We start from the raw sequence: 14,583 nt of genomic DNA, 5'->3' as shown, positions 1-14,583 counted from the left end.
ATTATTTTGGAACTAAAATCTTAGCCTTGAAACCTTTATTGGTTTCAGAATCAAAAGTAAGTATTCCTTTTAAAGTCTCAATACGGTTTTCCGCATTCTGAAGACCATTTTTTAAAATTAGTTGCTGTGAAAATCCAACTCCATTATCTGAATAGTCAATTCTGAGAGTATTTTGCTCCAAATCAAAACCAATGATAACAAAACTGGCTTGACTGTGTTTTTTCATATTAACCATAAGTTCTTGCAATACTCTTTGTATGGCTATCTTTTTTTCTGTTTGGACTTTGGACCAATCTATTGCGTTACCATTTTTAATAATAACTTCGGTACTACTGCTTTTATAGCTATGAAGCATTTGTTTTAAATTCTGTTCAAAATGTTCTCCAGTTTCTACAGGACTATTCTCTTTAGAAAAATTTCGTGTTCTAACATATATTTTATCAAGATGATCTAAAAGAGTTTCTTTTTTTATTGGATTCTGCAAATCTTGAGTTCCAGCAAAAGTCATCGCATAAAAAACATCATTAGCCAATTCATCATGGAGTTCTTTGGAAATTCGGGTTTCAGTAGTATAATTGGCCTCTAAGCGTTCTCGTTTGGTTTTACTTTTGTAATAATTGACTATAAATCCTATCCCTCCAAGTAATGCAACAAATCCAAAAAAGAACAAGTACTTTTGGCTCTTTTGTGTTTCAAGCTGCAAAAGGATTTCTGCCCTTTGTCCCTTATATTTGATACTTTCTAGTATGGCTTTTCTAGAATCATACCTAATTTTAGCAAATTGATTTTTAGCATTATTCCTGACTTTTTTAATACTATCGTCTAGGTTAACATACAATTTGGCATATGCATTTACTCCTTTTTCTTGATTATGTGACATTAAAAATCCCAAGGCTTCTAGTCGTTCGTCAATACTTTGATGCTTTGTTGCTTCATCATAAGCATGTAGTGCATTCTCTTTTGATTTTTGGTAATCTTTATTTTGATAATAATCGGCTAAATGCAAATAACTTTCAATACTTCCATAAGAATCGTTAATGCTAGTTCTGATTGCTAAAGCCTGATTCATTAATTCTTCACCTTTTTTAATACTACCGTATTTATAATAAGCAAACCCCAAATTATCAGTAATGATGGCTTTTTTATATGGCAGCGTATCTAAAAGATTCGATTTTAGAAGGGGGTCTAAAAGAATGATTGCATCCTTATATTTTTTTTGTTCTATATATACGTTTGCTATGTTATTGAGGGGCGTAACCCTCAATAGTGAATCGCTCGCAGTTTTTAAGATTTTATTGTAATAAAAAACGGCATCACCATAATTCTTTAGCTCTTTTGCCGCGATGCCAAATAAATTATTTGCAGCTACCTGATATTGTAAATTATCATGCATATAAGGTAATGCCTCGGTCAACGTTTCTTCGCTGTTACTATAATCACCAAATGTGAGCTGGATTCGTGCCAACTGAATTAAAGTGTAAGCAGAATATGTGCTGTCTTTTTCAGTTTCAAATATCTCTTTTGATTTATTGTAATAATAATAGGCACTATCAAATCTTTTTGCAGTGTAATAAGAATCTCCTAAATTGGAGAATTTCTTAGCTAGGACACTTTTAGTAGTTTCTCTATTTTTAAGATTCACAAAAGTTGTTTCTGACCCTTTTTGGCAAGATACAATTGCAACTAACAACAATAAAACTAAAATCGAGGAACGCACCATAAAATGTTACTTTCCCCGAAATTAGCAATTTATTATAAACAAATACTTATAATTAAGGTTTTTTCGGTGGTGTAATAATAATTACGTCGTCACCGGGTCCCTCAGTAGCCATAAGAGTACTTGTATTGTTCAATGGACTAACATGGCTTTCGTTGAACTCCAGACCTTTTTTATGAACTCCAAAATCTTTCGCTTGATTAGTGGCACTGTCAATCGCATCCACATCACACGAAACCATAACTAAGCCCGATACTGCCATAGCAGCTGTAAAAAATATTTTTTTCATTACTTTAATTGTTAAAAATTTGACATAGGTTTGGCCGTTCGATATCTTTTATCGAATAATTAGTAAAGGCCAAACCATTAAAATGAGAACAGTTTTTTTGGTTGCGGGAAGTAAAGTGGGCTAGTACGGAATCGTTTAATTATACTTCCCGGAATAAAAATTCTCTTCAGTATAGCCTCACTTTTATAGAAGTAGTTTTGTACATTTGTCCGTATCGCGAAATAGAACAAGAACTAATTCTGAAGCAAAGTAATGACGCTTCAGCAGTAAAATTGATGCGGAATTCCTATGATTCCCAGCAATACCGGGCATTCCTGAAAATTCCTAAAAATTCCTTTAAGCTTATGGTGAAAAATACTTTAGAAGATTATAAGGCAGAGGTTAAATTGAAGTATGAGATTGAAAAGGTTGGTATCCATTCCAGTTTTTTGCTAAATCCTTCTCGCGCCAAATTGAGGAAATTATGTGGTGAGTTATTTAAGAATAACGCTAACACTGATGATTTAAGAAGCTTTACCGCTTTTTTTCAATTTGACTATGTTTTAAATTGCTCCAATAAATTAAAAGACCAAACAGATAAATTCAGACCTATTGAGACATTTTTTAAAGGAGAGACGGATTTAACTGATATTGAAGCAGTAAATATTGCAGCAATATTAGTCGATTTTAATCCGCGGCCTTACCTGAAATTCTCAAGACAGGAGACTTTTAAAAAAGAGAATACCTCCATTGCTAGTATTGAAAGTAGCGACAAAGGCGATGTTTCTGGAGTAACTACAATTATTAAAAAAAATAGCATTAGTCCTGACAAATCAATGCAACCATTATCCTTGGAAAAGAAAGATTTACGTATTTTTCAACAAAGGCTATTTATTCCTGGACTAATAGTGTTTACAATGTTGTGTGGTTTTGGGTATGTTTTTTTACCCAAAAAAGAGTGCATGCAATGGCAAAAAGACCATTTTGAAGCAGTTGTTTGTGAAACCCAAGCAGTGGGTCTTGTAAACTTGTATTCAACGATGCCTCTAAATAAAAATATGCTGAATTTTAGAAAAATTGAAATTTGTGATACCACAACCTTTTTTAAACATAATAAACCAATATTGTGGTATTGTAAAACTGGAGATCATCTGGATTTTTTTAATGGACCAGGTTTTAACCCTGAAAATGAAAAGCCTTTAAAACCAATTACGCAGTATATGATTGATAAATATATTAAGTAAAGCCAATGGTTAATATTTCCTCTACATGTAAGAGGTAATAGGAAAATACTAGCGAGGATTTTTGGAATAGGAATATTCAGACTTGAAATAGAAGATTCATTAATACCCCATAACAGTAACAGGCCATGAATATTTTTTGTTTATTTTGAAATCTGAGATTTATGAACTCCCCCTTGGCGCGAGTTTCTCTCTCGTGCACACGATCAAAATCAATTAATATCTTATTTAAAAAGTCTGATCATTACTCATTATAAAACAGATTACATCAAACTTTTATGCGATCGGATAAATACCTTCTGGAACTGAACTTAAATATTCAATTCTCTAATTATACACTATAATATATGTTCTAATACCCGAAACTAATAAAAGAGCCTCTAATAATTTGTAAGAATAAAACAATATATTTGATCTATCATAAAGTCTGAATATTGTAAGACCTACATAAAAGTTGACAGATATAGTATGAAAAAACTACAAGCGACATTATTCTTATTTCTTTTCATCCAAATAAGTTTTGGGCAAAAACTTGATATAATAAATAATCAAGCAATTCAATTCAGTATTAAACAGGAAAAGGATACCATTAATTTTGTAGTAATTGACACTAAATTAGATGAAATAAAACCCGTTTTTTTATTTTGTCAAGGTTCTTTGCCAATGCCATTATTCGTAAAACCAGAAAAAGAAAATATGTGGATGATAGGCGGTGGTATTACAAATTTTGACCTAAATGAGATAAAAAAGAACTATCATTTAATTGTCATTTCAATGCCCAAAACTCCAGTAATTGTTGCCGAAAAATACCTAAATAAATCTTACTGTTACATTCCAAATGAAAAAGAACCTGATGGATTTGATAAAGAATATGTAAAAGCAGATTTTTTAGAGAACTATGAATACAGAGCAGAAAAAGTTTTAAAATTTTTACGAAAACAAAAATGGGTAGATAATTCAAAGTTAATAGTTGCTGGACATTCTCAAGGTTCTAAAGTGGCAACACTCATTGCCTTGAATAACAAAAAAGTTACACATTTAGGATTATTTGCAGCAAATCCATTTGGAAGAATAGACCAAAATATTAGAAATTATAGAAAGGAAGCTGAAAGAAAAGAAATTACTTGGGTCGAAGCTAATGACAAAATTGAAAATACGTACCAAATGTATAAAGACGCTTTTAATAAAGATACTTTAATTCAAAAACCGCACTTATTAGCTTGGAAATCATTTTCAAGACCATTATTAAATGATTGGTTACGAATTAAAATACCTACTTATTTAGCATATGGAACAAATGATATTGCTTCTGATTTATGTGATTTAGTTCCTTTATTCTATATCCAAAACTCAAAAGATAATTTAACATATAAAAGATACTTAAATTTAGAACATAACTTTTTTGAAGTTGAAAGTGATGGAACAACGAATTACGAAAAAGAACATTGGACAGAAGTTATGGACGAATTTATAAAATGGACAAAACAATAAATACAGCTGCCAACAGACATTTTAGCGAGCTGAAGAGTAGTGTTATTCCCGCTTCGTATCATATTTTCTGCAAAGCACAAAACCGAAAGGTTACGAACTTCCAGCCATCTCAAAGCAGCAAAAAAGTTGTAGGCAATGCTAATCAAGACCGTTCAAAATAAATTTTTATAGTAATCAAAAATGAAAATCAACTTTTTTCCCAACGTATTTCTTTGGTTATTATTAATAACATTACCAGTAACTGTATTTTCACAATCGAACGACTTTGTCATTCAAGATGTAAAGTTTGAAAGTCAGGGAATCACTCTTGCAGGCTCAATATTAAAGCCTGAAAATCCAATTGCTGCTGTTGTAATTGTTCATGGGTCTGATCCTGTAAAAAGAGAAATGGAGTTCGCTAAACGTCTAGCCAATGAAGGTATTGCTGTATTGACATATGATAAACGTGGAGTTGGAGAATCTGGTGGTGTATACGTAGGACCATCTGTTGGTACGAATAATATTGACACTGGTAATCTTAATTTATTATCTCACGATGCAAGCGTAGCAGTAAATACATTTCGAACCTATTTGAAAGATAAAAAAACACCAATTGGATTAGTTGGCTTCAGTCAAGCAGGATGGATAATTCCAATTGCTGCAAGCAAAAATCCACAGATAGAATTTATGGTTTTATTTAGTTGCCCTACCATTACTACCTTAGAACAACTTCGATTTCAATTTTACACTAATGGAAACAATACTTTTTGGAAAAATCATACAGAATCAGATGCTCGTGAGCATATAAAAAATGACACTGATAGGTATCAATTTAAAGCTACTGACCCTAAAATTTCCTTAAATAATCTTTTGATTCCTGGACTTTGGCTTTTTGGTGAGAAAGACATACAAATTCCGGTAAAGTTGTGTATAGAGCAATTAAATACATTGAAAGCGCAAGGCAATCCTTTCGAATATACATTGTTTTCTAAATTAGGACACAATACATCTTCTGACAATGATAGAGAACCTGTTGACATTTCAATACAATGGATAAAACAGAAAGCGTTGAGCATTAAGAAGTGTAAAAATTAAAAAAAAGCACTGCCTATAACAGCTAAATTTTTATTGCGCGCGTAGCACGAACAATAAGAGTTTTTTTGAACGGAACCTAAGGTAATTTAAAAAGAAAAATAATTGTCATTTAACCCCGATGGCGCGCAACTGCATTCCGTGACCCTGCTACCTGATGCCTCCCACCCTCGAACAACTCCCTTTTATCCGAAATACTGAAAATTAAAAAATGCAGTGATTACTTTTATTAATCACCGCATTTTTGCGGTAAATACAAAGCCTATGTATCGCATGAATATCAAAAACAAAGTATGCAATTCGGGAATTCTACTATGCAATTCGGGAATTACACAAGTAAACATTTGCTAAAATGCAGGGGTCCAAATAGATTTGCTGACCACAAATAGTAAAATCGACAGGTCTTACATCCTTAATTAGCAGTCAATAAAATGAAAAACTACTCAAATTCGGTAATGGCAGAATTAGAAGGTCAATTAAAAACAATGCATTCCAATGAGAATTACCCTATACAAAGTTCGCAACAAGCTATTAAAGCAACAATAGCAAGCCTAGAGCAATTGAAATCGTTTTTCAAAAAACATAATTTTACCAGCAAATCAGAAGAGATAGAATTTTTCAAGGATATTAAGCCACAATTGGCAAGTAAATTAATTTTCTACAATGAAATCTACAATATTGAGATAAGCAAGCCATCCGGATCAGATAAAACCATTCGGAAACATTACAATAGAGAATTAAGCAAACTAAAGATTTTCTTCGATGAAAATCTGGAATTTTACAAATACTACCGCACCGGAAATACATGTCTGGACAAAAAATATTTCCTGAGAAGAAAACACGACATCAGAATGACATTGGACAGCTCCTACTTTCAATCAGATTATGATTTTACAACGTCACATGATTTTAAAGTGGCAAAAATAATAGCCAATGATAATATTCAAGTGTACTTGGAAACCAATCTTAAAAAATATCAAAATGGTAACCAAGTCAACCAACATACCGAGGCAAACCATAAAGGACTCCGGTGGACAGGCTCTAAAGTAGCTTTGGTCGAATTAATGTATGCACTTCATGCGGAAGGAGTCCTAAATAATGGTAATCTAAGCTTGAATGAAATTGCTAAAAATATCGAATCAGCTTTCAATTTAGACATCGGACAATTCAATAGAATATATTTAGAAATTAGGAATAGAAAGACAATGGAGAAAACAAACTTTCTAAATTCACTAAAAGACAACCTAATAAAACGCATGGATGAAGCGGATGAAAAATAAAAGGCCACTCTTTATAAAAAGAGTAGCCTTTAAGGAAACAGTTTTTGGATTTAAATAATAATAATTTCAGTTAGAGTGTCTAGATTGGTTCAAACCTTTAAACCTAAATTCCTCAGTAACTCTAAACATCAAAAAACACTACTCATTCTCAGCTATACTGGTAATCAATGACATTACAATTGCTTTTTCAAGACTCTCGGCAGAACCTTCTGTTCCTCCTGCGATATTAGCAACCAGTAAATCCCATTCTGGATCAGTATTTTTCTTTGGTCGTTTTTTTCTCTCATAAACAGCATACCTGGCTATCGAAGTGGTGGTCAAAATAACTTCCTTGTCGGATAAAGAAAAGCTACTATTTTCTGAAATTTCATTTTCATAAGTGACAACAAAATCATGAATAACAGCGTAATTAGATTCCGTTTCACAAAGTACAAATAGGGAATTAACAAAAGTAGTAAAACTATTTTTAGCTTCAGGTGCAACTAGTGAAGCATCAATAATTTCAGGAGTACAACTATCAATAGTAGAGAGAATATAAGTTACCCTATCAGTAGACAAAAACGAATAATCAATACCGGCTAAGGCCGTAAAAGACTCGTTTTCATTGGCAAGCATAGTGACACGATCCGCTATACTGGCAACACTACTACTCAAACTATCTTCAGCATAATAAACAGCATACAACTCGGCATGCAATTGTCCGGCAATATCATACGGATTCAAATCATTTTCAGGGGACACAATACTACCGCTGTCGGCAATTAGACGATTGGACGATTTAGAAACACGAGCTTTAGTGTCTGATGCTATTGCATCAGTGGATTCACTACAAGAAATAAAAAATGGAATTACGATTAAACATAAATAAATAAATTTCATAAAGATTAATTTTTAAAATGGGACTGATTACTTTTTTCGTCAGTTCATTTCGCCCGGGGTAATTTGAACAATGCGGTGTTTACAACTAGCAAACGGTTATGAATTCGAAGCAAATCTACACGCCCAATTCAAGCCCAACAAGCCATTATCTATGCAATTCCCGAATTGATGATGTGTAATTCCCGAATTACACACACTATAATTTTTGTAAATAATCACTAGCAGTCTGATACATTTTTGATTCATTTTAACCAGTTTATTTGATAATTATTTAACAATTGTTTAATACTAATATAATTTAGCTACATTTAATACCAAAAAAATGAGCACAGCCTACGTGCTTTTTATATGCGCCCCATATATGAAAAACAACAAAAAAATATATTTAATACTCATTTTAGTAATGCTGTTCCAAATAAATGTTGCTCAACAGAACGGCTTCAAAATTCCTGACAGCCTCAACAACAAAGACTACGCGTATTTTAGTAATGAGGTTCAAAAAAACAAGGCACAAAGCTTCAATGCAACGCTATACGCCAAGTCCTGGCTGTCAAAATCAAAGTCGGAACAAAATTGGAATCAAATGGCATTGGCATACAAAGCAATAATGTACAATGCAGATAAAGCACAGTTACCCCCTTATTCTGATAGTTTACTTACCGCAGCAAAAAAATCAAAAGATAAAGCCTTGATCGGAGCAGCATATTTAACAAAAGGGATTATTAATTACAATAAAAAAGAACTCACCAAAGCGTTAGACAACTACTTAATTGCAGATCGATACATTTCTCAGACGGACGACAGTTATGCCATCCATAAAGTAAAATATGCGATTGCTCAAACTAAATATTACTTAGGATTTTATCACGAAGCCATTGCACTGCTCAAAGAATGCACAGCATATTTCGAATCAGAAAATGATAGAGGGTACCTGAATTCCATCCACTTCCTCGGACTATGTTACAATAAGGTCGGCAACTATAAATTATCTTCCTACTACAATAAATTAGGACTGGAAGAAAGTAAAAAACTAGACAACACCGAAATGCTTGTCTATTTTAATCATTCAGCGGGCATAAATCACTATTATAAAAAAGAATATTCAGAAGCAATTGCTAATCTAAAAAGGGTGATACCGGAACTCAAAAATAAAAAGGATTTTGCTAATGAGACAGTAGCAAATTTCTACATCGGTAAAAGCTATTGGGCTTTAAAACAGCAAAATTTAGCTTTACCATTCCTTTTGAAAGTGGACAAGATATTTGTGGATGAAAAATACACCAGACCCGATTTACGAGAAAACTTTGAGTTATTGATTGAATTTTATAAAAATCAAAACAATATTGCTTTACAGTTAGTATACGCAAGAAGATTACTTGAAGTGGATCGCATTCTCACTAAAAATTACAAATACCTTTCAAGAAAAATATTCAAGGTGTACGACACTAAAAAACTACAATCAGATAATCTGGAACTGGAAAAATCTACCGGATCTAAAAATCAAATAATCTACATACTAGTTGTATTTTTTACCATCACCATTGCTTTCTTGTCTTTCCGCCATTATAAAAACAAAAAGTATTACAGACAAAAATTTGAAGAATTAATGGAATCGAATACGGATTCGCAAAAGACATCAACACTCAATATTAATAATGAGAATAATGATTTAGACATCAATCCGGAAGTGATTACAATGATACTAAAGAATCTGGAAAAGTTTGAAAAAAATAAAAAATACCTGGAGAAAGACATGAATTTATCTCGTCTTTCAGCATTACTTAATACCAATTCGAAATATGCTGGCAAAGTTATTTCTAAATACAGAGGTCAAAAAACCATAGATTACATCAGCAATCTAAAATTACAACACATCATAACCTTACTTAAAAACGAGAATAAATACCGTTTATATACCAATGAGGCATTAGGAGAAGAAGCCGGTTTTAGCTCAACTCAAAATTTCACAAGAGCATTCAAAAAGCAAACTAAAATTTCTCCAACCTATTTCATTCAACAACTCCAAAAACCAATTCAATAAGATAAATATCTCAAACATTTCCCTATCACAACTTGTGAAACGCTTATGAACTAAAACAAATCAATATAATCATCCATAATAATTACCCATCGATAACCGATGAATATTTTTTTTACTTTTTTCCTTGATGAAAAAAGTAAAAAATCATTTTCAAAATATAAAATAGTACCGGCAACAGTAAACACTCTTATAAACCCTCTTCGGATCGCCCTTATATTTTTATGCCGCAAAATCACGGTAAGGATTTCAGCGCTGGCCACAGGGAGTGACCCCCGAGTCGAGTATGAAACACGAGCGGCTGGGGTCGCGATAGGGAAATTTGTCCGATGCTTTTGGGATAAAAATATTCAGGCTTGATCTTTTGTTTCTTTTGCATCAAGGCAAATCGAAGATTCAGCAAACACCACTTAAAATAAAATTTTAGTGAGCTAAAAGAAAAGATAATCTTCAAGACACCTAGCAGTATCGGTAACAGCAAACGCTCTTATAATCCCTCCTCACCCCGCCCTTAAATAAAAAGTATAGAAAACAACGAAGAAGTGAAATGGCAGCAGTCCGCGAGTTGAGGACGAAGGACGAACGGCTCGGGCTGCGGAATGGAACTTTGAGGTAGTTTTCAAGCTTTTAATTTTCAGGCTTGATCTTTTGTTTCTTTTGCATCAAGGCAAAAGAAAAAACTTAATAAGACCTCAATAGTTATTTTATTAAAAAGAAGTCAATAACCCCGACCACTTCAAAATAAAAAACAATTTTTTCTCTCACAACTTGTGAACCACTTGTGATATAAAACAAATCAAAACCAACACTTTTGTGCCATAACAAACTAAAACATACGTTATGGCACTTGAAAACACCAGCACCTCGCCCTCCAACAAAAACAGAATGTATCGCGAACAATTAATTACGATGGAAGACTTAAATGAATTCCGAAGTCTACTTCTCAATGATTTACTTACAATCATTCAATCCAAACCACTCAAGCAAAAGCAATGGCTGAAATCCAATGAAGTCCGAAAGCTGCTAAACATTTCACCGGGTACATTACAAAACCTCCGAATTAATGGAACATTGACATATACCAAGATTGGCGGTATTATGTATTATGACCAAAGTGACATCGATAAACTTCTGAATGGAAATAAAGTGAACGCCCTCCCTACCCTTTTCAAGTAAAACCATTAAGAGAAGCGAATTAATCTAATTCCTTTTCACTTTTCACCGTCATCACGAGCGCAGTCGAGAGACACTATTCACCAACAAAATGAATTACATAAAACACCTAACAGGATTTTTTGAAAAGGTAGCGATCGACAAAGCGCTCAATCCAACACACGTAAGTTTGTATATGTCGTTGTTTCAATTCTGGAATTGCAACCGATTCAAAAATCCAATCAGTATTTCTCGGGACGAGTTAATGCGAATTAGCAAAATCAGTTCTAAAGCTACCTATCATAAATGCCTTAAAAATTTGCATTCATTGGGCTACATAAACTACGAACCATCATACAATCCATTCAAAGGAAGCCACGTCTACCTCTTCAATTTTTCCGACGATTTAAAACCAATTCCAAAAAGTGAAAAAATAACAGTACCAAAAAACGAACCTGCTTTTGAACTGGTCAATGAACAAGCTCTAAACAAGTCCTGCACTACTAATGAGACAAGCGGTGAACAAGCACTGGTATCTTATATAAACAATACAAACATACCAAACATTTCAAACGATTTAAAGAGTGTAAACAAAGACGAGCAAGCACAAAATTTTGAAATTGAAGATAATATTTTAAAAAATGTTGCTACAGGACAAAAAGAAAAAAGTTCCGCCAAAAAAGAAAAGTTTGTAACTTCAAGCATGTCATCCCGAGCGTGTCATCCCGAGCGTAGTCGAGAGACGAACGTCGATAAGCCTACAATTGAAAAAGTAAAATGCTATTTCCTTGAAAACAATTTTCCGGAAATAGAAGCCAATAAATTTTTCAATTATTTCTCCAGCAACGGCTGGCTCGTTGGTGGAAAAACACCCATGATCGATTGGCAAGCTGCAGCACAAAACTGGATATTAAACGCACCTAATTTCAAATACAATTCTGAAACAGCTCCAGTAAACCGTTCAAGACACCTCAACACAGGAACAGACAAAGACTACTCGGAACCACTTTAACCTGAATTCATTTCAGGTTCTCTGTCATTGCGAGGAACGAAGCAATCTCACTTTGCTAAACTCAGGTCAAACATTTACACTCTTTACAGTTAAATCTTAAAACTTATGCAAACAGAAATAAAAACCCATTACAATTATTCAGAGGTAATTGTTTGGCTCGAAAAAAAAGGAGTGGAATTATACGGCGACCACTTCAAAATCCTTGAAACTGATTATCCAATAATCTACAAACTCATCGCCTATTTTCTAAAAGATGAACAAACGTGTTTTCAATATGGCATCAACCTCAAGAAAGGAATTTTGCTTTCTGGCCCAGTTGGTTGTGGCAAAACATCACTAATGACTATTATGAAACATCTCACTAAAACTGAGCATAAATTTTCCGTAAAACCGTGCCGAGACATCAGCTTTGAATTTATTCAGGACGGTTACGAAGTTATCCACAAATACAGCGAGGATTTGAGATTAAAAGGAGGACAACCCGCGGCTCTCAAGTATTGTTTCGATGATCTTGGTGTGGAGCAAAATCTAAAATATTTCGGAAACGAATGCAACGTAATGGCAGAAATTCTATTAAGCCGGTATGACATTTTCACAACAAAAAAAATCCAAACCCACATCACTACAAACCTCTCAGCAAGTGAAATCGAAACCCACTACGGAAACCGGGTTCGAAGCAGATTGAGAGAATTATGCAATTTGATAGCGTATGACAGACATGCAACAGACAAGCGAAAATAAATTGAACAATCACGAAAACCAAAAAAAAATAACAAAGTGTGAGTAATTTTTTGAATTTGATTGATTTCGAAAAAACCATACTCGATAAACGATAATGTCATTGCGAGAAGAAACAACGTATGCGGCAAAAAGACCCCTTCATTTTGACTAATAATTACTTCGTGCAGCAACTTTAAACTTTTCAAACCTTAAACTTTTCCCACCATGAAAAAAATCAACAATTTCTGGACCTGGTTCCAAGACAACCAACTTACCATCAAAAACATCCTAAACGAATCCCTTAAAAACCAAGAATCAATCCTTTACTGGATAAAGCAGAACCTAAGCTATTATTGTAATGATATTGATTTCATTCTAGTCTTCCCAAATAATAATAATAATAATAATAATAATAATAATAGTAGTTCCAAATTCATAATTACAGCTAATGGTAATCCGGAATACTTCAAACAGGTAATAGCTCTAGTGGACAGCGCCCCAATATTAAAAACATGGAAATTCACCGCTTTTATCACAACAAATGAAACCATTGAGAAAAGACTGAACATACTCGATCAGCATTATATTATTCATGACATCAAGATGAAAGACGATTTATCAAAACACATTCCAATCAATCCGGAGAGCTACGCTATAAAACAAACGATTCACATTCATCTAAAAAACTATACGATCCATTGCTCCAACAAAACACTCCAGCAGACGATATTTTTCATTTTGGAAGAAATTTTAGGAGGTATTTTTTTATACGAAACTATACATTTTGTTCAACTGACCGAAAGTATTGAGCAAGAAATCCTGATAATACACTTGTACGAGCTTCAAGTTTACTTACATGGATACAGTCTAAAACAAAATCAAAAACTATAACTATCACTATTTAACATTATTAAAATTTAACTTAAAAAGATAAAAGGTAAATATCACTAAAAGTGGGTATTGTAAAATTATTCTGAACAACATTTATTTACATTTAATAATCAAAGCACTCTATTTTGATTTAAAATAAATGTAACGAAACTTTAAATAAGATATTTATTTTCTTCAATTGTGGAAAACCGTAATAGAAAAACTTTTGATAATTATAAGTTTACGCAAGTTTAAGATCTAACTAGAATATTAAAATTTGATTATGAAAAAAAAATTACTGTTACTAATTCTTATTTTAATTTCAAATGTGATTTATAGCCAGTCCTACCTTGGAAAAATCACAAAACAGTTAAACTTCAGAGAAGGATCCAGTAGTGCTGATAATATAATTAGCTTATTAAACCCCCAAACACAAATCTTTATTATTTCTCTTGAAACAGAAAATGATTACTATAATATCATAGATATAGCATCTGACAGAGAAGGGTATGTACATAAATCATATGTAAAAGTTGGTACAGTAGTTAATAAAAGTAACGAAAGTGTTTTTACACCTAATGGCGATACATCAAATTATGAACCCGAAGTAAAAATATTCAATAGCACTAGTAAAACACTAACATTGAAAATGAATATGATGTTGTATTACTTCAAACCTAACGAAACAAAGAACATTACATTAAATCCGGGCGAATACGATTTTAGAGCTTCTGCCCCAGGTGTTATACCATACATAGGAACGGAAAATCTAAATAGTAATCAAGGATATTCTTGGCAGTTTTATATAGTTTCCAGATAAAATTATTAATTAATAAAGCTAAAG

13 protein-coding genes are annotated in these 14,583 nt (G+C 32.9%); 10 read left to right on the top strand and 3 right to left on the bottom strand.

The annotated features are described in order from the left end of the window. Window position 1: 1 nt before the first annotated feature. Window positions 2–1,642 (bottom strand): tetratricopeptide repeat-containing sensor histidine kinase, encoded by a 1,641-nt coding sequence (locus tag BMX64_RS07325; protein WP_244273266.1) that lies wholly within the window; start codon window positions 1,640–1,642, stop codon window positions 2–4. Window positions 1,643–1,772: 130 nt separating this feature from the next. Continuing rightward, window positions 1,773–1,979, bottom strand: a complete 207-nt coding sequence (locus tag BMX64_RS07320) for a hypothetical protein (protein ID WP_143056067.1) — start codon at window positions 1,977–1,979, stop codon at window positions 1,773–1,775. A gap of 371 nt (window positions 1,980–2,350) precedes the next feature. Between BMX64_RS07320 and BMX64_RS07315 the strand changes: the two genes are divergently transcribed. The 4 genes from BMX64_RS07315 to BMX64_RS07300 all read left to right on the top strand — a co-directional run bounded on the left by BMX64_RS07315 (window position 2,351) and on the right by BMX64_RS07300 (window position 7,068). Next, a complete protein-coding gene (locus BMX64_RS07315; protein ID WP_143056066.1) occupies window positions 2,351–3,229 on the top strand; it encodes a hypothetical protein in 879 nt (292 codons plus the stop codon). A gap of 465 nt (window positions 3,230–3,694) precedes the next feature. Beyond that, window positions 3,695–4,717, top strand: coding sequence for an alpha/beta hydrolase family protein (locus BMX64_RS07310; RefSeq protein WP_091169375.1), 1,023 nt, complete (start codon window positions 3,695–3,697; stop codon window positions 4,715–4,717). 180 nt (window positions 4,718–4,897) lie between these two features. Next, on the top strand, window positions 4,898–5,791 hold the full coding sequence (locus BMX64_RS07305) for an alpha/beta hydrolase family protein (RefSeq protein WP_091169373.1): 894 nt from the start codon (window positions 4,898–4,900) through the stop codon (window positions 5,789–5,791). A 428-nt stretch (window positions 5,792–6,219) separates the two neighbouring features. Then, on the top strand, window positions 6,220–7,068 hold the full coding sequence (locus BMX64_RS07300) for an RteC domain-containing protein (protein ID WP_091169368.1): 849 nt from the start codon (window positions 6,220–6,222) through the stop codon (window positions 7,066–7,068). Window positions 7,069–7,206: 138 nt separating this feature from the next. Here BMX64_RS07300 and BMX64_RS07295 read toward each other — a convergent pair whose 3' ends face one another. Then, window positions 7,207–7,947: a hypothetical protein gene (locus tag BMX64_RS07295; protein WP_091169363.1), complete on the bottom strand. Its 741-nt coding sequence runs from the start codon at window positions 7,945–7,947 to the stop codon at window positions 7,207–7,209. Window positions 7,948–8,269: 322 nt separating this feature from the next. On the opposite strand from BMX64_RS07295, the gene BMX64_RS07290 reads away from it, so the two are divergent. From BMX64_RS07290 to BMX64_RS07260, 6 genes are all read left to right on the top strand, one after another. Further along, window positions 8,270–9,988 carry a helix-turn-helix transcriptional regulator gene (locus BMX64_RS07290; protein ID WP_143056065.1) on the top strand — a complete coding sequence of 573 codons (1,719 nt, stop codon included), beginning with the start codon at window positions 8,270–8,272 and terminating at the stop codon, window positions 9,986–9,988. Window positions 9,989–10,825: 837 nt separating this feature from the next. Then, window positions 10,826–11,161 (top strand): helix-turn-helix domain-containing protein, encoded by a 336-nt coding sequence (locus tag BMX64_RS07280; protein WP_167543038.1) that lies wholly within the window; start codon window positions 10,826–10,828, stop codon window positions 11,159–11,161. 88 nt (window positions 11,162–11,249) lie between these two features. Further along, window positions 11,250–12,149, top strand: a complete 900-nt coding sequence (locus BMX64_RS07275; RefSeq protein ID WP_091169350.1) for a transcriptional regulator — start codon at window positions 11,250–11,252, stop codon at window positions 12,147–12,149. 105 nt (window positions 12,150–12,254) lie between these two features. Next, a complete protein-coding gene (locus BMX64_RS07270) occupies window positions 12,255–12,890 on the top strand; it encodes a P-loop NTPase family protein (RefSeq protein WP_091169348.1) in 636 nt (211 codons plus the stop codon). 204 nt (window positions 12,891–13,094) lie between these two features. Further along, window positions 13,095–13,760, top strand: coding sequence for a hypothetical protein (locus BMX64_RS07265; RefSeq protein ID WP_091169345.1), 666 nt, complete (start codon window positions 13,095–13,097; stop codon window positions 13,758–13,760). A 262-nt stretch (window positions 13,761–14,022) separates the two neighbouring features. Then, a complete protein-coding gene (locus tag BMX64_RS07260) occupies window positions 14,023–14,559 on the top strand; it encodes an SH3 domain-containing protein (RefSeq protein ID WP_091169339.1) in 537 nt (178 codons plus the stop codon). Window positions 14,560–14,583: the final 24 nt, after the last annotated feature.

Source organism: Flavobacterium sinopsychrotolerans (assembly GCF_900110375.1).
In the GTDB taxonomy this organism is placed as follows: Bacteria; Bacteroidota; Bacteroidia; order Flavobacteriales; family Flavobacteriaceae; genus Flavobacterium; species Flavobacterium sinopsychrotolerans.
Note: the sequence above shows the minus strand (reverse complement) of the source record. Positions and strands in the feature narration are given on the sequence as shown.

Excerpts from the sequence above, each read along its gene's own strand:
- BMX64_RS07320 (WP_143056067.1), bottom strand. The coding sequence starts at position 1,979 with ATGGCAGTATCGGGCTTAGTTATGGTTTCGTGTGATGTGGATGCGATT.
- BMX64_RS07315 (WP_143056066.1), top strand. The coding sequence starts at position 2,351 with ATGGTGAAAAATACTTTAGAAGATTATAAGGCAGAGGTTAAATTGAAG.
- BMX64_RS07310 (WP_091169375.1), top strand. The coding sequence starts at position 3,695 with ATGAAAAAACTACAAGCGACATTATTCTTATTTCTTTTCATCCAAATA.
- BMX64_RS07305 (WP_091169373.1), top strand. The coding sequence starts at position 4,898 with ATGAAAATCAACTTTTTTCCCAACGTATTTCTTTGGTTATTATTAATA.
- BMX64_RS07300 (WP_091169368.1), top strand. The coding sequence starts at position 6,220 with ATGAAAAACTACTCAAATTCGGTAATGGCAGAATTAGAAGGTCAATTA.
- BMX64_RS07295 (WP_091169363.1), bottom strand. The coding sequence starts at position 7,947 with ATGAAATTTATTTATTTATGTTTAATCGTAATTCCATTTTTTATTTCT.
- BMX64_RS07290 (WP_143056065.1), top strand. The coding sequence starts at position 8,270 with ATGAGCACAGCCTACGTGCTTTTTATATGCGCCCCATATATGAAAAAC.
- BMX64_RS07280 (WP_167543038.1), top strand. The coding sequence starts at position 10,826 with ATGGCACTTGAAAACACCAGCACCTCGCCCTCCAACAAAAACAGAATG.
- BMX64_RS07275 (WP_091169350.1), top strand. The coding sequence starts at position 11,250 with ATGAATTACATAAAACACCTAACAGGATTTTTTGAAAAGGTAGCGATC.
- BMX64_RS07270 (WP_091169348.1), top strand. The coding sequence starts at position 12,255 with ATGCAAACAGAAATAAAAACCCATTACAATTATTCAGAGGTAATTGTT.
- BMX64_RS07265 (WP_091169345.1), top strand. The coding sequence starts at position 13,095 with ATGAAAAAAATCAACAATTTCTGGACCTGGTTCCAAGACAACCAACTT.
- BMX64_RS07260 (WP_091169339.1), top strand. The coding sequence starts at position 14,023 with ATGAAAAAAAAATTACTGTTACTAATTCTTATTTTAATTTCAAATGTG.